Below are 17,902 nucleotides of genomic sequence, written 5' to 3' on the forward strand. Positions count from 1 at the left end.
GAGCCGCTCAATGCCCGACAGATCAAGGTTCTCAATCGCCTGCTGGACGGATTCGAAGGTGGGATGACCTCTTCACGTTGGGCCCGGATGGCCAAGTGTTCGCAGGACACGGCGCAGCGGGATATTGCGGACCTAGTGGGCCGGGGCGCGTTGAAGAAGAACCCGGGCGGTGGACGCAGCACGAGTTACTCTTTGCCAGAAACGCTTGCATGACCCCGATCAGGGCGCCGAGCTGTCAAGCAATGCTGATCGCTACCAACCACGTCATCGCGGTAAACCATTTTGATGAAGGTCCACCCGTCTCCCGCAAGAATGACGTAATCGCCGATCCCTACATGGTTATCCGTCGTCTTCAAAACCAGCTGTTGCGAGATCACGCCTAAGTTCCTGCAGACGCAGCTCAAGCGCCGCCAGGAGAGCCTCTAGCACCTGCACCTCATCTCTCGGCTGTAGCCAATCCAGTTTCTTTCCTCCACCTTGTGAAACACCGAAAGGCAGTTCCGCCGCGCATCCTTCTACCTCTGTATCGATGCTTCGAGCGTGGGGAAGGGGAAGCGATCGTCTGGGGAAAAGACTAGCACTGATCTTGAATCGTACTTTCGGATCCTCAACCTTTAGAGTGGCGGGTCCTCCCTCAGGCTTCGGTTTAAATGGGGTAGAACCCGTCCGTTCAACGCCACTACTAGTGGTCCGGTGGCTGGGTCTGCTCCTTACGCAGGTCAATCAGTACATCGTTTAGCGCATCCCTGACGGACTCAAGTACCTGTATCTCTTCCGCCGGCATGAGCCATTCCAGCGTCCTACGGCCATTTGGCGCGATGCCGAAGGGCAGTTCCGCCTGCAGGCCTGTCACAGTCGTACGAATATTGCGCGCACTGGCAAGTGGCAGCATTCGGCTGCTGGGTATCAGATTTGCCTTGATGCTGAAGCGAATCTTGGGGTCTTCGACATTTACGCTTTTTCGTGCGTTTTGGGGCTTTGGGGAAAAGGGTTGGTCCATTATGTAATCCTTGCCGGGCGAAAGACCATCAATGGTCATGTTTTTCAGAGATCTCCTGATCTGTTTCTTTTTTGACGAACTTGCAGACGCCAGTTGGTTTCGCAGCAATGCGCTTTGCAGGGAGAGCTGCTTTTTAAAATTATCAACATGGGAGCGATCGCGGAAATGAAAGATAATCGCGATATGATCGCCATCGCGCTTGATCCTTATTTCAGCGGGCTCCTCGCCAACAGGGACCTGTATCGGCTGGAGATCGTGTAGGAACTGTGCGCCTAGCGAATCGGCGGTTCGTTTCTCGACTGCCTCGAGTAGGACTTCGATCGTGTGTCTGGAAGATACATCCATGTATGCGCTCCTTTAAGCCTTGGAATGACAGTACCAATATACACCCTCGTGCTTGGGTCGTTTTTGCGTGCGAATAGGGCGCGAGGTTTCGGTGGATGCTTTCTGGGAAAGCAGTCGAAGCGCCAGGGAGAAACGACAATGGACGGCTCTCCGATGTCGATTGGTTGTGAGACGGATGCTCGACAATCCCCTGTCCTGAATCACCCACTTGCGTGCCAAACCACTACCCGCTGAATATCTTGCCTTGTCTGGTATCACCGGGAGTTCGAATACGAGATCTCTCTTTCGCCAGACTCTTAGTTAGCCATCGGTCAAATAAGCCTGTATGGCAAGAATTAGGAGATGGTGTCTGGTGCGTCCAATAGGCGGTATTGTCTGAGCGGTGGGAAGGTATTTTCGGACGATATCGGCGGCCTGCGCATGGGATGAAATGGCGATCAGCTCGAGTCCCAGCGCATGTAGGTCTTTGCGTGGTAGTTGTGCGATGGGGCGGGCGAGGTCGATGAGTGGTTCGGTTCGACTCCTCCGCTTCTGTGGGGCGCCTCTAAGAAATTGGAGTGTCAACAGCTGTTCGAGCCATTGAAGGTAGCTCCGGTCATGCGATATCTGGCCGATGGTACGATCTTGCGCGCGCGCGATCTCTTCGATTGACCAGCCTTCTCGGATGCTTATCGCTGTAGTGAGATACTGGACGAGGCGTTCGTCGGCCTGGTTTGGATCTGGCGATGGGGTAGTAGATAGGCCTATGTGTGAAGGGTCTCCATCGGTTGGGGCCGGGTAGTTACTCACGCGGTGATCAGCATCTAAGGGTGCCAAGGCAAGGGTATCGATGATCGCGGCATCCTCAGGCTGATGAGCACGGCGCTTGCGCAAGGCGGCTTGTGAGAGCGCACCCGGGCTTCGTTTGACCAAGGCGGCGAGACAGCGGCGGGTTGGCCCGGTCCACCCATGGGACACGTCGGTCATCAGGGGGATGGAATGGTCGTAGTGCATGAGGGTGGTGGAGGGGTGTCCATGCCCCAGTTGACGGGAAATGTATCGGTAGCGTGCGCGAAGTGACAGACGGGTCACTGTAGCGGTCGGTGATGTTTTGTAAGGTAGATCCAGCGTTAAGCTAGGAAAATGGTCGCAATGGACGTCGTAGCCTGCCTGCGTCGCGTAGGCATGCCGATAACTGTGCAGTCGGAATGGGGCTAAACAGTCGGATTGGAATAATTGTTGGACGGCTTCAGCGAAATGCGCGTGATAGTTCCGTTGCCAGTCCAAGGAGTTCCCATGAGGGGGAACCGGTAAGAGGTCCTGTGCAGCAAGCGATTGTGTTTTCTTGGTGACGTGGATGCACTCGTGCGTCCGGGTTATTTCTCTGCGCGCTTCGCGCTCTTGGATTGTGGTAACGAGTCGTTTAGAGGCCAAGGACTTTAGCCATGCTTGACGTCGAGGATGTATCCAGAGAGCGGAGCGATGGTGGCCGATGAGATGGGCGTCGGCGGTCAGGGTCGGCAGTTCCCCGGTTCGCAGTTTGTACAAAAATTGGAGGAGGAGGGCGTAATGGATAACCCGATCAGGCGGGCTAGGTCGAGCGGGTAGCTGTGGGGATGGATTGGGGGCGAGGAATCGCAGGAGCCATTCTGACTCGCCGCCTGTGATGGGGTCGCCCGCACGAGGAAACGCAACCCCTAACTCGTCTGCTTCGGTCAACTGAGCGTGAACTTCCCGCGGTATGTCTTCCGGGTGGTCGCGGTTGTGCCTCAAAACCCATGCGACGGGCTTTTGCTTCTTTGGGTCGGCACAGATTTCGCTGAGGATCAGCTCGGCGGCCTCTCGCGGGTCTTCGCCCGCGTGGCCGGAGAGAGCGAGTTCCACCGCGTGGGTCAGCTGTGTCACGTATTGGTACGTTGTGGATGGGCGAATCTTTTTCCTGTGCTTGGGGGCCGTCATGTGATGACGGATTGCGCGGGCGAGAAGTAAAGGCACCGACCCTGCAAGGGATTCGGAAGCGAGGCGGTCTGCTGCGTTGATGACGGCTGTTGCGCGGTGGGGCACGCAATCCGAGCGCCAGCGACCGATGGCTTTGCGCATCGCCTCATAGTGGCTCAACGCAACAGACTGGGTCTGCATCCTTGTCTCGGTAGTGGATGCGGCTTCTGCCGGCCCAGATGCGGCCTGAGGAGCCACGCGACGCCCCGTCACCAAGGCGAGGAGTCGGTCGCAGCGTGGGCCGGTCGCTTCGAGGTCTCCGCGCTCCCACGCGGCCCGTGTGGCTGGTGTCGTGAGTCTGCGTGCCATGCTCACGGTGCGGCATACACTTTTCAGTGTGATTCCTCGCCCAAGGACTTTCCGGGCTGGGGGGTGAGTAAGGAGAGCCTTTAACGCGACTTCGCCGGATGGATGTAGGACGCCCCCTTCGTGAGCAACGCGGAACGCAGTGGCTTGGGCCGCAGACAAGAGTTGGATGCCATGGATATGGTCCGACCGGGGTAGGAAAAGAGCCGCCACATGGGTGGCATTCGGTACACGGCGCAATTCACCCTCCGAGAGGAGTTTCTTGATCCGTACGGGGTCTGTGCTCACACCCCATATCACACTGAGCACGAGCGCGGCCTGGTGCATCTGGCTTGCTGCCGCATCATCCAGACCCGAAAGCGGCCCGAGATCCTCGACCAGTCGCAGGAGCACCGTTTCGAGCGATCGTGTGAGGCGATATGCCTCCAGGTGCGTGGGCTGGATGACCGATACCGGGACGTTGTTGGCGGGATCCTCGTCATTCGTGTCGGAGGTGCGAGGGTCCGGGGCGTGCTCCTTGGAGGCGCACTCGCGAGCGAGCTGCGCGACCGTGGAATATGGGTTATCGCGGTCCGACGGGCGTTCTTCATCGTAGCCGGCTACTGGGCAGAGGTTCAGGTCCTCTAAATAACTCTCGATAAAAGGCGCGAGCCGCTGGGCCAGCGAGTATGGAGAATCGGGATCAGTCACGTCATAGGGCTCGCCGAGATGACGGTGCCCCATGTGCTGCTGGATGTCACAGCCCGGTGCGCCGAGTTCCTCGATTCGAGTGGCGAACCAGTGGCGTAGGCGGTGAATATCGACAGGGATTTGCGTGTGTGCGACCAAGTCCTCCGGGCGTAGCGTCCGGGGACTGAAATCGATTGGATCGAGCGAGAAAAATAGCGGCGCATCGCCGGAAAGGGCCCGTTCAAGATGCTGGATAGCTGAACGAGCCTGTTCAGATAGATGTACCCGTAGCTCATCCCTGATGCGTCTCATTAACGCTGCCATGGACTGGATCTGAGCGAGGACCGATTGTGGAAGAACGACTATCCGGTCGTCGCCCCGACGGCGTTTATCCGACAGGTACGCGATGCCCGGGCCGGAATCCGAAAACTCGACGAGATGAGCGAGGGAGAACTGGGAAAGGCTGAATCCCATGCGATGGGCGGTTGCGGCCGCGAACATTAGCGCGGTGTGACGCATGAGGTCGCCGTGCCATTTAAGCGCACCCTGCAGGGACCAGCGCTTTGGGCGGCCATTCACGACCCGGCGCTGGGCCTGCGACATGAGGTCTCGGAGTGATTCGATGTTCAGCGCGCCCCGTGGGGCGCCCACACGGGTCCCGTCATACTGATGATCGACGTGGACCGTGATATCCGCAAGGTCCAGCGCGTCCTTGTATTGCGATGCCACTGTGCTGAGTCGAGGTGCGTAATAGCTCAGGGGCGCGGCGGACGCAAAACCATTCGTACCGACAACGATTTGGGCCGTCCTGGGGTGCCCGGTGACCTGGTAGAGCAGTACCGGAAGTACGCGTTGTAGGCGAACCTGACTTAGTCGCGGAACGACTTGAGCGTGGTGCCTGAGCCGCTTCTCGAAGTCCGTTTTCTTGATGGCCGAGGGAATGGCGGGCGAGTGTAGGAAGGCCGGTATGCTCGTCTGTAGGGCTGCAGGGTAAGGCAAAAATAGTTGATCCTGATGAGCCGCTTGCCAGTCCCCCTCGCAGTCTGCTTGTGAGTACTCGATCTCACGGTCCCTTAAGGATATCCAATAGTAGCCGGTGAGTTGGAGGTGGATGCTGTCATCATACTGTTGGCCGTCTTGATCCACCCGGAAGTTCTGCAGTGCGCGTATCACCGTCGACGCACTTCGCGCCGTGGTCAACATTAGCGCGAGGACGAGGTCGATGAGGCCATCCTGATCTATGACTCTGCGACTGAGGTTGTTGGTGAGCTCCGCAAACAGCAGCCGCGCCTCGTCTGCGGAGAGACTAGCCTCGGTATCAGGTACCAGATAAGCACCGAACCGTAAGCGGCTGTCGGGTGCGGCCAATTCTCTCGTAACGAGAGCGTCGGGCTGGTGATCCGCTGGCTGAAAGTCGTCTTGCTGCAGTGTTTTCGTGGGGCGATCCGGCGCTCGGTTGGCTTGCGAGGGCTTTTGATCGGGGCGCGTCGCCCGGTTTCGAGGCGAGATCGCCTCAAGTGATCGGATGGCGAGCGAGCGGGCAGGGTTTCTCGTAAAACCTGCCGTATCCGCCAGGAGGTTGGCAGTTTCGCGGGTAATCTTGCTGTCGCCCGCTAGCGCTTCTTCAAATTGGTCAACCGCCGGAATCGGTTCATTGATCGAACTGATGTAGTTTGATAAGCGCTCAATATACCGCTGGACACCGCGTACTTCGGGAGATGCGCCATAGGTGTAGAGTGCAGCGAAGAGCCAGAGCCTAAGCGCATCCACGCCCGGCGGTTGATCGACGCGATCGTGTAGGGCCGCGAATACGTTGCCTGACGGCCCAAAGCCGTGATAGGGGCAGCGTGGGTCATGGGACACATACCGTTCGTGGAGCTCCCGGATGTCGTCGCACAAGCTGCGCAGAAGGTCGTGGTACGTCAGTGTGAGGCGATCCCCGAAGCGATGAAGTATGCGCTCGATGGCTTGCGCCACGACCGCCCCGTGAGCGACTTGCCCGGTGGCGGTGGCTGGGATTGGGAAGAGTACATACCCGGCCAACTGGGCCCTGCCGTCGATGTGCTCGGGGGGCGATTCGATGGCTCGGTACTGAGCCCACGGGTCTGTAGACGAAATCAACGGGACTCTCCCGGGATGGTGTGATCGCCTCCTGTGCCGGGTAGGTACGCCCCAAGATAGGCTTGATGAGTTGGTGGTCTAAAGTCGCTGCTAGGAAAAGGCGCGTCCATGCGTCCTCTCTGTTACGGGATGGCTTGGGGCACGATGATATCGAGCCTTCGGGATTCCATGCATTGCTCACTGGCGGACGTTAGCGGATCGGGACTTGGATGTCACAGGTCGTTTTAGGCGCGGGAGTGGAATGAGATTTCGAAGGCTGGAGCGCTTCGTGCGCAAGCGGAACGACCATCGGTTCATGCCTCGGTGCTTCGATCATCCCCTCGGCATTTTCGGAGTGCAATTTGCTGTTGGGGAGGAGTAAGTGTCAGGTCTCGCGTGGTCATATACACGTTATTGGAAATAAACCGGGACGTTCATGCTGCCAGGCCTTGAGGGTTTCCACCGGTGTCCGATGCCCAAGCGCCTTCTACCCGATGTGATGGTTGTACAGCCTCTGGTAGTGCCGCAGGGCGTCGTCCAGGTGCAGACCGGAGTCGAAGTGGCGGGTGCGCAGCAGGTCGGCGATGCGCCCGTGGGAGCGTTCGGCCATACCGTTGGTCTGGGGCCGTTTGGGCCGGATCATCAGAGTGGTATGCAGTCGCTTCGGGCAATGGGACCGGCTTCCACGTCCCGGCGGTAGCGCCGCTTACGCTCGGTTATGCGGGTAATCCCGTAGCGCCGGGCCAGTTCGGGATCGTTCACGCTCGGCCGCGCTTCTGCAGCGCTCGCTGGATCTGGGGTGTGGTGCACGCGTTCGAATGGATCGTACTCGCCATGCTATTCGTCCTGCGTGGGCCCACCGTACACGGTATTCAGCTACTCCCGGGCACGGAACAGGGGAACCTGCTCGTGCGATATAGAATCATCCGTTATCTAACACCTAGGGTCTGGAGCCACATGAAAGAGATTGACGTCCGCGACGCGCGAGAACAGCTTTCCAGCATCCTGAAAGAAGTGGAACAGGGCCGGGAGGTATGCATTCTGCGTCGAGGTCGGCCCGTCGCGCGCGTGGTTCAACCTGCCGGGGGTCGCCCGAGATTTCGTTCCCGTGCCGACTTGCGACAGGGCTTGCCGGCCATGCGAGAAACCGCCGTTGTTACGGTTCGTACAGTGCGGGATTCTGAACGCTACTGATGTTCTTTGCGGACACCAGTGCTGTCCTGCGGTTATACCGTAGTACCCCCAAGCGATGTCATGGAGCAGCTCTTCCCCGGGCAGCGTTAGCCGCACTCTCAGTTGAGGGGGGCATCAAACATCCTGATGTAGTAGTGACCATGGGACTGCCTCCACGCGGCCATGCGTGAGGCGAGCGAGGTGAGGACACGGCTCGCCGTCAAGGACGAGTTTTCTCAAGGAAACGCTCGGGATGCCCAAAGCCGCGAAGTCCCTCGGCCGGTGAGGGTTGCGCTTGCGTACGAGATCAAAGGCCCTTAGTGAGGATCTCAGCTTCACGGCAAACTGTTCCTAATGCCGGTGAATTTGAACGAGTGGCGGCATTAAGGAACACGATCGGGTGCATAGAGGCGCTGCCAAAGGGCATGCCCTTTCGATAGGAAGCGACGTGATGTGCGGACGTATGACGCGCTACAGCGCGACGAGTGAACTCGGTAGGCGGTACTTCCAGGTGCCGGTCGACGAGACCTTTGATGCGCCTCGGTACAACGTTGCACCCGGCACGGACCTCGAAGCATTCCGCGCCAGCGACGAAACACCCGCTTCCTTCCTGCCGATGTTCTGGGGCTTTCGGCCGAAACGGGTGGAGGACGGCCCTCGCCCGATCAACGCCCGGGCCGAAAAGGTTGCCACGAGCCCTTACTTTCGGTCCGCATTCGCCCATCGGCGATGCATTGTGCTGGCCGATGGCTGGTACGAGTGGCGCAAGACCGATGACGGCAAGCAGCCGTACTACATCGCCCTGGCCGAGGACGCCCCGCAGGACATCCTGATGATGGCCGGCATCTGGGAACCCATGGCAGATGGCGGCGCCTGCTGCGCGATCATCACCGAACCCGCGTCAGAGCGACTGTCGCACATTCATGACCGCAAGCCGCTGGTACTGGATGCCGCGTGTCGCTGGGACTGGCTCGACCCCAAACGGACGGAGCGGGAGGCGATCCGAGCCGCGACCGTCCGTCTGAACCCGGATGCCTTGGTCTATCACCCGGTTTCGACTCGCGTGAACCGCCCAACCGAAGACGACCCCGGATTGATCGAAGCGATTGCCTGAAGGGGCGTTAGGCCGTGGGGTAGTGCTACCTTGGTGAATAAGCCCGGAACGGGCACTCAGGCAGGTGGCAGCGATGGCCAAGCAGAGCGAAGTTGAAGCGCGCATCACCCGGATCCGCGAGAAAGCCGCATCGGTTTTTGATACCCAGAAAGTCGTCGATGACTGGATGCGCACAGAGAACCTTGTGCTCGGCGATGCCCCGATCAATCTCCTGGAGACGGAGGAGGGCGCCGACAGGGTTGAGGCCATCCTGGGCCGGATCGAGCATGGCGTGTATTCGTAAAGGGGAAGGTGCACGTGGAGGCATTGGAGCCACGCCGCGGCGGAGGCGCCAGGTGGCTCCGGTGGGCGGATCGTTGGGAGCGTATGCCTACTGGTTGGTGCTACCTTCAAGGAAACCCGAGTCATCACGAGCATAGGAACGGAGCCGTGGCAGAGAAAAGCGAGTTTGAGGCACGCGTCGCCCGCATCCGGGAGAAGGCAGCGGTGATCTTTGAGGATCCGGAAAAAGCGCAACGCTGGATGTGGGCGAGGAACCGGGTTCTTGAGTCGGCGCCGATCGATCTGCTGGACTCGGATGAGGGTGCGGAGATGGTCGAAACGGTTCTGCACCGGATCGAGCACGGAGTGTTCTCGTAACAGGCGAAAAGGGCTGCAGAAGGAGTCGGAGGCTGCATGACGGATTCAGCATACTCAGAGGTATCGGCCCATGACCGAAGCGCCCTGGCGCGAATGGTGATGCAGGCGTTTGATCACTGGGGTCTCGAAACGGACGAAGCCCTCGCGATGCTGGGCCATGCGCCGGACGACTTGGACGCGCTTTCGCACTACCGCGGAGGAGAGCCACTGCCGGATGAGCGCGATGCTCTGGATCGTGCGGGCCACATCCTGGGGATCCACAAGGACCTGCGCCTGTTGTTTCCGCATGAGCGGGATAAGGCCTATCGCTGGATGAAGACGCACAACCGTGCGTTCGGTGGCTGCCCCCCGGTCGAAGTCGTCAGCCGTGAGGGATTGCAGGGACTGTTGCGCGTCAGGGGTTATCTGGATCGGGCCGTCGCGTAGCAGCTGTTCGGGAATCGCGCCCGTTGCTCATCTGCGGCCGGTGGGGCCCCGATCACCCCAAGGAACTCATTGTGCCGGGAAGGTGAGATCGCTGAAAGGCCTTCGTCCCGGCTTCCACATCCCCATGCCGTTCTATGAGCAGAGCCGCTCCCTAGTTGGCTGCTGGGCGATGGGGCGCGGGCCTATGGATCGCTACTAAGGCGACCCGCACAAAAGTGGTCACGCATAAACCCCATTCGGACGCCTACGGTGCTCTGGGGAGCGAAATTGCAGACTATGGGGGTGGTAGCCGGGTGATCCGCCAGGTCCGTGTACCATCCTCCCGGTCCTCGGTCCAGAAGACCTGGATGGCGTCGCCAGCGGCTGTCACCAAAGGAAACCTCGGGCGATGGGCATTCCTGCCGAGGGTAAAAGTGGTGGACCAGGTACCGTTGTGGTATCGGGCCACGCCGATGCTGTGATCCGCGGTACCGTGGTCCCACGCGGCGAGCAGTCCGCTGTTGGGGGTGGCAGTGAGATCGGCGGCGCGAGCCGAGGGGCGTCCCAGTCGCTCAGGAGTCGACCACTCGCCGCGATGGTTGCGATGCAGGTGGTAAAGACCCGTATGGTTATCGTCACCGGTCCATACAAGGGCATGCAACAGGCCGTCGTTATCTGTGGCGAGTCCTCCGCCCACATGGGGACAGCCGTCTACGTACCAGTCGAATTGGCCGACACGGGAGTGCCCACGCCAGCCGGCGTCGCCGGCGCCGGTCACCGCTACAGCCATGTCTCGGGGTTCGATGCCACGATACAGCACCATCGTCTCGTCACCGGCGTGTGCCAGGCTGTTCCAGCAGCATTGACACGTCGTATCCCGCGGGGTGGTTACGTCGGACCAGGATTGGCCGCCGTCGATACTGGTCGCATGGTGCACCCCCTGTTGTCCGTCTCGGCTGTCCAACCAGGCAATGTGGAACACATTGTTGGGGGCCCGGGATAGCGCGAAAAAGCCGTGGCTCCCGGTGCCGTCCCCCTTGACCGGGGTGGTGGTCGGTTCCCACTGTTTGCCGCCATCGTTGGACCGGGCCATCACCATTGGGCCGCTGCCGGCGAAGCCGTCGCCTGAGGTCTGCCAGACCACTAGCAGACGGTTGCCTGCGGCGGCGATCCGCAGGTCGTTGCTGCGGTGGACACGATCCGGGGGGGGGTGGCCGGTTTCGATGGCCACGGGGTCCGACCAGTCTAGTCCACCATTGTCACTGGTCGCGTGGTAGGCAATGGCGGTGTCGTCTTTCAGCTCTACCCAGGTGGCGTGGAGTCGGTCGTTGTCAGAAGTGACGCCCAGGCTCACGACGTCGCCGCCGGCATCGAACAGCACATTCTGGAATTCCGGTTCTGCGTTCCCGCATGCCGCCAGCACTATGGCCGCACTCACGCCGGTCAGGCAGCGAATCACCATGTCCATTCCACACCTCCGTAGATCGAGCGCGGAGCGCCGGGATTGTAGACGGCGCTATTCGGCTCAGCGGAGTCCACGATGTTGGTATTGGCCGCGTAGATTCGGTTGCCAAGGTTCCGGCCTTCCACGAACACCCGCCAGCCATTGGGGCTACGGTAGCCGGCGCGAATACCCCAGATAACAAAACTGTCTGCATCCTCGCTGTTGGCGAAGTCCACCGGGTAGCCGCTGGCGGCCTCGATCACCGGGCCGGCGTATGCGCCGCTCGCGTGCCGCGCGCGTAGATCCAGCCGTGCCATGTGGCGAGGGACACCGGGCAGGCGGTTGTTTCCCCAGTCGGGGTCTCCGTCAAATCGGAAGTCGTTGTAAGTGTAGGTGAGTTTCTTTTCAAGAGTGAGTGTGTCTGTAACACCCTGTTGGTGGCCAAGACCCAGTTCCACGCCTTGGTGGACGGTGCGCTTGGCGTTGCGGGTGGCAGGCTGGAACGGGTTGTCCGGGTCTTCGAACAGCAAGATCTCGTCGCGAATACGGGCGTGGTAGACGGCCAGTTCGCCGGACCACCGGTTCCCACTGCGGCGTACACCTAATTCCACGGTGTCGGCAGTCTGCTGGTCAAGCAAGTCGCCGCCATGACCAACCAGTTCGCCAATGACCGGCGCCTCGGTGCTGCGGCTGAGATTCCCGAACAACTGCATGCCGCCGGGCAGGTCATGAAGCGCGCCGATACGTGGATTCACGGAGTGGTAATGGCGGGACCCGCCATCGCCATCACCGCGGGTCACGTTCACTTCGCGCCGGGCCCAGGCGAGCTGTACGCTGCCCATGAGGGTGGTGGCGTCAGTGACCGCGTAGTGGTTGTCGGCGAAGAGTTCCACGGTCCTAGCCGTTGAGCGCTCGCGGCTGCCGTCACTGTGGTCATCCGCCCGTTCGCGCCCGGTGACGGCGAGGGTGCCCCAAGTGAATCGGTTGGCGCCGGACTCAATTGTGTGTCGAGCGCTCGCGCCTATGTCTTGGCGGGACGTGTCCAAGTCGAAGAATGGCATGGGGTGTTCCATACGGAGGTCCTGCATGAAGACACCCAGGTCGAGATGGTCGGCCTCCCGCAACTGGTGCTTATGGTGGGCGGTGACGCGCCACAACCGCAAATCTCGGGCGGCATTAGCATTCTCGAAATCCGGGTTTGCCTGGAGCCGATTGGCGCGGAGCTGGTTCCGCGTTAGAGAGCCTGGTAGCTCCAGTTGGTGTTCCTGAGCCTCCAAATGCAGGCGGGTCTGGCTGCGGTTGTTGTGCTGAAACCCCACATTGCCGTAGGCGCGCACCGCCTCCTGGCGACTGTTGTCGCGAAAGCCATCTTGCCACGAACCGGTGACCGTACCTACTGCATCGGTGTGCTCGTTCGCTGTGGAGCCCTTGGCCTGGAGGCGGCGGTAGCCGAAGCTACCCGATTCCGCGCGCAAGCTGAACGGGTGGCTGTCGTAGCCTGTGGGAGAGATCATGTTGATGGCACCACCGAGGGTGGCCGCCCCATATCCAATGGCGTTGGCACCCCGGTAGACGGCCATGTGGTCGTAGGTCAGCGGGTCCATGAGCTGGTTGCGAGTGTTGCCGTCAGCCTCGGTTACCGGAAGACCATCGCGCAGGAGCCGGATGCCGCGGTTGTTGAAGGTCTGAGTGAGCCCCGAGCCTCGGATGGAAAGTCGCGTTTCGTCCTGGCCGAAGCGGCTGCGGGCGTAGACGCCGGGTGTGGTAGCCAAGGCGTCCTCCAAGTTGGCGGTGCGTCCCTCGCGCACTGTGCCAAGGTCTACTAGGGAGGTGCCGCCCGGGACGCGCTCCAATTCGGCTGCCGTGTCATCGGTGGTTGGGAGTGTCGACGTAAACAATTGCCCGGTGACGGTCACCGTCACCGGGTCGAGACGAACGGCGTTCTCACCGTGCGCTGCACCTGACAGCATCACGGTGAGAGCACCCACGGCCGCGAAGCGACGCCATTGTTCTGCAATCACGTTTGTCTCCCTGTGTTGAGAGGTCGCTGCAGCACATCGAAGCAATGTGCACTCGAACGACGCGGCCGGGCTTGGTTTATCGTTATGGGGCAGGAATGCCTTCTCGAGGCCCATAGAGTCAGGCATTACCAGCAGCTAGCCCCAGATGTCCTGAGTGATGCCTTGGTACCAAGCCCGGGTGTAGTCGGCCTCGCTGGCGCGGAATTCGGGGCTGGCTCCGGAGGGACTAACACCCCCACCCTCAGCCGTTTGAGTCCCGTCAATGAATCGATAGACGTTTGCTACGCTGATACCGTGTTCTGGGGTGACCAGGCTGTAGCAAGTGTTGGCCGAGGAAGGATTGAGCGGCTCCTGGTCCATCAATTCGCGCACAATCGCCGCGGCGACGATCTTGCCTTGGTTGTTGGCCGAGTGGCCGGACTTCGGCATCGCGCCCGCCACGCTGGCATCCCCCAGCACATAAATGTTGTCGTCCATCTCCGACTTGAAGGTCTGCTGGTTGACCGGGACCCAGCCTTGGTCGTTGGTGAGGCCGACATCGTGGGCGATCTGGGCGGCCTGTTGGCGAGGAATGAAGTTCATCACATCGGCCTTGACGCGTTCGAAGCCACTGTCAGCCCGTGCAGTTTTCTCGGCTACGTCTACCGCTTCGACATGGCCACCGTCCGAAGCAGCTCGCCACTCGATCATGTCGCCGTAGTGCTGTGCCCAGCCTTCCTCAAAAAGGCCCTGCTTGGAGAAGTTGTCCTTGGCATCAAGCACGATGATCTTGGAGCGTGGCTTTTGCTCCTTGAAATAGTGCGCGATGAGCGAGACACGCTCATACGGTCCCGGCGGACAGCGGAACGGATTCGGTGGGGCGACCATCACAAAGACGCCACCGTTCGGCATGGCTTCCAGCTGATCTCGCAGAAGACGAGTCTGGTCGCCCGCTTTCCAAGCATGAGGGATTTCGCTGGCGTCGGATTCGCTGATGCCGTCGACAGCGTCATAGCGGAAGTCGATCCCTGGGGACATGACGAGTTTGTCATAGCTGATGGAGTCGCCTCCTTGCAGGTGGACACGCCGCCTATCGGGATCGACCGTGGTGACGCGGTCGGCGACTATGTTGATGTCATGATTGTCGCGCAGGCTGTCATACGTGTGGGCGATGTCGTCCATGGACGCCAGGCCGCTGAGAACCCAGTTGCTGCCGTAGCAGGTGTAGTACGTCGCGTTGGGTTCGATTAGCGTAACGCGGAGTTGAGGTAAAAACTGCTTCATGTACTTGGCCGCTGTGGCACCACCGGAACCGCCGCCAACGACCACGATGTGTGCCCCGTTGCTGCCGTGCGAGTTGTCAGCGGCAAAACTTGTGCCTGCGAAGGTCGCAGCCCCCGTAGCTCCGGCGGCTTTGAGGAAACGACGTCGAGTCAAATGATTCATGGTGTTCTCCTTTTACTGGTTTCCGAAGTACGCCGCCATAGCGTCAATTTCTTCGTCGCTGTAGCCCTCTGCGTGACGGTTCATGACTGTCGCCTCACGTTGCCCGTCACGGAACGCGCGCATCTGACTTGCAATGATGTCTTCCCCTAACATGGCCAGATTGGGTATGCCTTTGTTAGCTCCGGCCGCGTTGTGGCATGCCTGGCATGAGGCAGCCATGAGTTGACCGCGCGTAATTTCGTCATTGAGGTCGGCGGACACTGTGGGTGCCGCGCTGAGCGCGACAAGCGAGGCAACTAGCCCCATGACCTGCGTACGTATCTTCATTACTAGCCTCCTTCGGATTGTAAATCCGGTTCATGTGTCGGCGCTGGATGACGGAGTCGCCAATCCAAAGAATCCGGGTTTATTGGCTGTGTTTTTTCATTGTTTAATAGTTCATTCTCTTGTTGATAAATAGATTTCGTGGTCTATAGAGATCGATGGACGATCTGAACAAAAAATCCACATTAGTTTCTCCTTAAAAAGAGCTTGCCCTGGGGCTCAGGGCAAGCAAAGAGGAGAACTACAATGTCAACAACACCTTCGGTGCTGGGCGGATTCGGGTCTGCCGTGGGGTTCTAGTTAAGCAGGTTGCGTTACCGGCGCACCCTTAAGGTGACAAGACGTTAGAACTATCCGCATAGGTTTTCCTTGGTGTTGTAGGGTGACCCGCCAAGAGCCCGTGCGTGGAGGAGGGGGTTTCCCGACGTCTAAGCGAGCCGCCCTACAGGAGGTAGATGCAATGAGCGTGCCAGCCTCCGCCCTTTGTTGGTCACCTGCTTGATGAGGTTAGGGAGGCGTCGTGAACGGTGGAGGTGTAGACGTGGTACGTCGGGGGTGCGTGACTGTGGGTGCTGGAGGCAGTGCCTCATAGACCTACCCGGAACACAGCTTTCGGGGGTGTCGAGCGTCCTCGAAGCTAGTCCGCGACTTGAGACGCAGCCCCCTCGGGCGGACATTTCGAGAATCGCGTTTTGGCTCATTGCGTAGCGCCCCATGTAGGGTGCTCGATTCTGTGCCTACTATTCCATCGAATGGCGCGCCCATCACGATGCGATCAGTACTTATGACGTGTCGGTACGCGGACGATCTCGAAGGTAGAAGGTGCGCCGAATTTTGTATGTGGGTTTGGGGGGCAAACGCGGCATACGCGTTCCATCGTTGGTACTGAGTGTTCCAGGGTGAAACATATGGAACGATCAGAATGGGGGCGCAATGGTGGCGACCATGCCAGGATCCAGCCGGCCCATCTGTGGAATGCGAGAGCGCGGGATTGGGAGAGTATGGCTGGGCAAGAGGGGCAGAGGCCCGGGCGAGGCATACTGTTGCCCGTGGCGCGAGAGGATGATTCGGCTGCGTCAACCCTCAACGGGTGCCGGCTACGGCTGGGGCTACTGAGAACTCGTATGCGAACCTCCAGCCAGTCAGCACTGGCACTGTGGAGGCTGTGACAACGCAATGCATTGTGAAGGCCAGGTTACAATGGCGGTTATCGTCGTCACAGCGCCCGCTGGCCACTTTTGGTATTCCCCCTCATAAGCACGTTTTGAACGCACGTGGTCGGTGTGATGAAGGGTCGGCGCTCAGTCCCGTTCGCGGGGTTGGTTCAGTGGTTCGGCGCTGTCCTCGCCCTCTCGCGTTTGGGGCTGCTCCTCATGTTGCAAGGCGTTGCTGGTGGTATCCGGGGCTGTTCCGCCATCCTCGTGCTTCACCGCTTTGCGGAAATTGTGCACGGCACTGCCGAGGTCACCTCCTGCGTTGCGAAGTTTCTTGGTACCGAAAAGGAGGAGCACGATCACGAGAATGATCACCAGCTGCCAGACACTAATACCGCCGATTCCCATAGTTCTTTCTCCAGTCAGTCAGAATGTTGGCTTGAGAGATTGGGGAATGCCCTTCATTGGGTTCCCCCGAGGGGTGAGCAGGTCCACGGCCGTCGTGTCTCGGACCCGTCTGTCGGTTGGAACAGCGGGTGCATAAGTGGCCGTGGCGGACGAAGCAAGAGGATTTCGCGCAAGAGGAGCCAGACGATGCAGGGGCCGTCGGTTTGGCCCATCTTGGGATAGTTATTTACGGCCTCGCGTCGAGGAAAATAGTCAGGGCATCGTCGCCTATCTCCAGGCGGGCCTGCCAGCGGCCCGGCATCGTGAAAACATCATGGGCCTGATACTCGCCGATCCCGATAGGCTCGACGGCAGGCTGCAACGGCACCATGCGATGGTCGATCATATCGAGCACCAGTCGCGGTTCGGGCTCGGCCGCCACTGGTAATGCCGTGTCGTCAGTGATTTCGAGTTGCAGCCGGAACCCCGGTGTCGAGGGAAGAAAGACGGCATGGATGTAGTAGGGTCCGAGAGCCTCTTCGACCTCAACAGGTTCGAGGAGAGTCGAAGGTTCCCCGGGTGGCGATCGAGTGACGTAATGGGCGGCAGCGATTAGCGCCAGTATGAGGAGAGCCGCTTCGATACGGATGGACCATCCGAGTTGCCTGATCTGGCCATGATCGGTGGCCTTTGGCGCCAGTATCCATCGATTAAGTGCAGCCAGTCCCAGGATGGGCGCTATTACTATCAGTTTGATCACTAATGCTTGCCCATACGGTGTTCCGAACAATTGCATTGGGTTCCAGAAATGGGTCCAGACGCCATAGGCCCCCGTGAGTACGATTGCGGCCACGGCGACCAGCCCTACGGCTGATGTACGGTGAATGGCTGCCTCTAGCCATGGTGGTGGTGTCTGCAACTCCCATACAGGCATCAGGGCCAGAGATACCACCGTGCCCACCCATACCGCGACCGCCGCGAGATGGACAGCGTCGGCCGCCACCAGGAAATACCGTCCTTCCCCAGCCGCATGGCTGGTGAGACTCACGCTTAGTACGAGCGCCAAGCCCACGACTGTGTAACCGATCCGGCGCCATAGCGGTGGTAGAAGAAGCCATGCAGCGAGGAATGTGGCGAGGAGCCCTAGTCGGGCCAGGCTCACTCTCCCATGGCGCGTCTCGGTGACGTACGCCAGGGTCATCGTCAGGTCGATGGTCCCGAGAGCAGTCCACACGACCTGTGCTACCTCGCCCACGGTGCCTGCTGCGAGCATCGCAGCGCCCGCCCATGGAAGGAGCCGGCGGCCGTTGACTACGTGGTCTGGCGCCGAAGCAGGAAGAATTCCGTGGCGTAAGAACCCCGGCGATAGCAGGAATACAAGCCCCACCAGCACCAGCGTTGTCCAGGTGAATTCCACGG

13 protein-coding genes and 2 pseudogenes are annotated in these 17,902 nt (G+C 60.0%); 6 read left to right on the plus strand and 9 right to left on the minus strand.

Annotation, left to right across the window (positions count from 1 at the left end; translation table 11 throughout):
• A pseudogene (locus G372_RS13510) lies at positions 1 to 213 on the plus strand (DUF4172 domain-containing protein); the annotation flags it as partial.
• A gap of 469 nt (positions 214 to 682) precedes the next feature.
• Here G372_RS13510 and G372_RS0106250 read toward each other — a convergent pair.
• The 3 genes and pseudogenes from G372_RS0106250 to G372_RS14565 form a co-directional block, all read right to left on the minus strand.
• A complete protein-coding gene (locus G372_RS0106250) occupies positions 683 to 1,345 on the minus strand; it encodes a hypothetical protein (RefSeq protein ID WP_019024494.1) in 663 nt (220 codons plus the stop codon).
• A gap of 300 nt (positions 1,346 to 1,645) precedes the next feature.
• Positions 1,646 to 6,274, minus strand: a complete 4,629-nt coding sequence (locus G372_RS0106255) for a site-specific integrase (RefSeq protein WP_244263190.1) — start codon at positions 6,272 to 6,274, stop codon at positions 1,646 to 1,648.
• A 456-nt stretch (positions 6,275 to 6,730) separates the two neighbouring features.
• A pseudogene (locus tag G372_RS14565) lies at positions 6,731 to 7,233 on the minus strand (integrase core domain-containing protein).
• A gap of 121 nt (positions 7,234 to 7,354) precedes the next feature.
• Here G372_RS14565 and G372_RS13910 point away from each other — a divergent pair.
• The 5 genes from G372_RS13910 to G372_RS0106280 all read left to right on the plus strand — a co-directional run bounded on the left by G372_RS13910 (position 7,355) and on the right by G372_RS0106280 (position 9,749).
• Complete coding sequence (locus G372_RS13910; protein WP_081621260.1) at positions 7,355 to 7,591, plus strand: type II toxin-antitoxin system Phd/YefM family antitoxin; 237 nt, start codon at positions 7,355 to 7,357, stop codon at positions 7,589 to 7,591.
• A gap of 442 nt (positions 7,592 to 8,033) precedes the next feature.
• A complete protein-coding gene (locus G372_RS0106265; RefSeq protein WP_019623386.1) occupies positions 8,034 to 8,684 on the plus strand; it encodes an SOS response-associated peptidase in 651 nt (216 codons plus the stop codon).
• Between the two features lie 73 nt (positions 8,685 to 8,757).
• On the plus strand, positions 8,758 to 8,967 hold the full coding sequence (locus tag G372_RS0106270; RefSeq protein WP_018873847.1) for an MbcA/ParS/Xre antitoxin family protein: 210 nt from the start codon (positions 8,758 to 8,760) through the stop codon (positions 8,965 to 8,967).
• A 146-nt stretch (positions 8,968 to 9,113) separates the two neighbouring features.
• Entirely contained in the window at positions 9,114 to 9,323 is a 210-nt protein-coding gene (locus tag G372_RS0106275; RefSeq protein WP_019623385.1) for an MbcA/ParS/Xre antitoxin family protein, read from the plus strand.
• A gap of 93 nt (positions 9,324 to 9,416) precedes the next feature.
• A complete protein-coding gene (locus G372_RS0106280) occupies positions 9,417 to 9,749 on the plus strand; it encodes an MbcA/ParS/Xre antitoxin family protein (RefSeq protein ID WP_019623384.1) in 333 nt (110 codons plus the stop codon).
• Between the two features lie 274 nt (positions 9,750 to 10,023).
• Here the strand turns inward: G372_RS0106280 and G372_RS0106285 are convergent, their stop codons facing one another.
• From G372_RS0106285 to G372_RS0106310, 6 genes are all read right to left on the minus strand, one after another.
• Complete coding sequence (locus G372_RS0106285) at positions 10,024 to 11,196, minus strand: sialidase family protein (RefSeq protein ID WP_018649400.1); 1,173 nt, start codon at positions 11,194 to 11,196, stop codon at positions 10,024 to 10,026.
• Positions 11,184 to 13,193 carry a TonB-dependent receptor family protein gene (locus tag G372_RS0106290; RefSeq protein WP_018649401.1) on the minus strand — a complete coding sequence of 670 codons (2,010 nt, stop codon included), beginning with the start codon at positions 13,191 to 13,193 and terminating at the stop codon, positions 11,184 to 11,186. The genes G372_RS0106285 and G372_RS0106290 overlap by 13 nt, the downstream gene beginning before the upstream one ends.
• 135 nt (positions 13,194 to 13,328) lie before the next feature.
• Positions 13,329 to 14,618, minus strand: coding sequence for an NAD(P)/FAD-dependent oxidoreductase (locus G372_RS0106295; RefSeq protein WP_018649402.1), 1,290 nt, complete (start codon positions 14,616 to 14,618; stop codon positions 13,329 to 13,331).
• Positions 14,619 to 14,630: 12 nt separating this feature from the next.
• Entirely contained in the window at positions 14,631 to 14,945 is a 315-nt protein-coding gene (locus G372_RS0106300) for a c-type cytochrome (protein WP_018649403.1), read from the minus strand.
• 1,298 nt (positions 14,946 to 16,243) lie between these two features.
• Positions 16,244 to 16,504, minus strand: a complete 261-nt coding sequence (gene tatA, locus G372_RS0106305; protein ID WP_018649404.1) for a twin-arginine translocase TatA/TatE family subunit — start codon at positions 16,502 to 16,504, stop codon at positions 16,244 to 16,246.
• A gap of 226 nt (positions 16,505 to 16,730) precedes the next feature.
• Complete coding sequence (locus G372_RS0106310) at positions 16,731 to 17,900, minus strand: copper resistance D family protein (protein WP_038038837.1); 1,170 nt, start codon at positions 17,898 to 17,900, stop codon at positions 16,731 to 16,733.
• Positions 17,901 to 17,902: the final 2 nt, after the last annotated feature.

It is taken from the genome of Thioalkalivibrio thiocyanoxidans ARh2, assembly GCF_000385215.1.
Classification (GTDB): Bacteria; Pseudomonadota; Gammaproteobacteria; order Ectothiorhodospirales; family Ectothiorhodospiraceae; genus Thioalkalivibrio; species Thioalkalivibrio thiocyanoxidans.

Bases quoted from the DNA above. Each gene is read 5' to 3' on its own strand.
- G372_RS0106295 (WP_018649402.1), bottom strand. From the start codon at position 14,618: ATGAATCATTTGACTCGACGTCGTTTCCTCAAAGCCGCCGGAGCTACG.
- G372_RS0106270 (WP_018873847.1), top strand. From the start codon at position 8,758: ATGGCCAAGCAGAGCGAAGTTGAAGCGCGCATCACCCGGATCCGCGAG.
- G372_RS0106250 (WP_019024494.1), bottom strand. From the start codon at position 1,345: ATGGATGTATCTTCCAGACACACGATCGAAGTCCTACTCGAGGCAGTC.
- tatA (WP_018649404.1), bottom strand. From the start codon at position 16,504: ATGGGAATCGGCGGTATTAGTGTCTGGCAGCTGGTGATCATTCTCGTG.
- G372_RS13910 (WP_081621260.1), top strand. From the start codon at position 7,355: ATGAAAGAGATTGACGTCCGCGACGCGCGAGAACAGCTTTCCAGCATC.
- G372_RS0106280 (WP_019623384.1), top strand. From the start codon at position 9,417: ATGGTGATGCAGGCGTTTGATCACTGGGGTCTCGAAACGGACGAAGCC.
- G372_RS0106265 (WP_019623386.1), top strand. From the start codon at position 8,034: ATGACGCGCTACAGCGCGACGAGTGAACTCGGTAGGCGGTACTTCCAG.
- G372_RS0106300 (WP_018649403.1), bottom strand. From the start codon at position 14,945: ATGAAGATACGTACGCAGGTCATGGGGCTAGTTGCCTCGCTTGTCGCG.
- G372_RS0106285 (WP_018649400.1), bottom strand. From the start codon at position 11,196: ATGGACATGGTGATTCGCTGCCTGACCGGCGTGAGTGCGGCCATAGTG.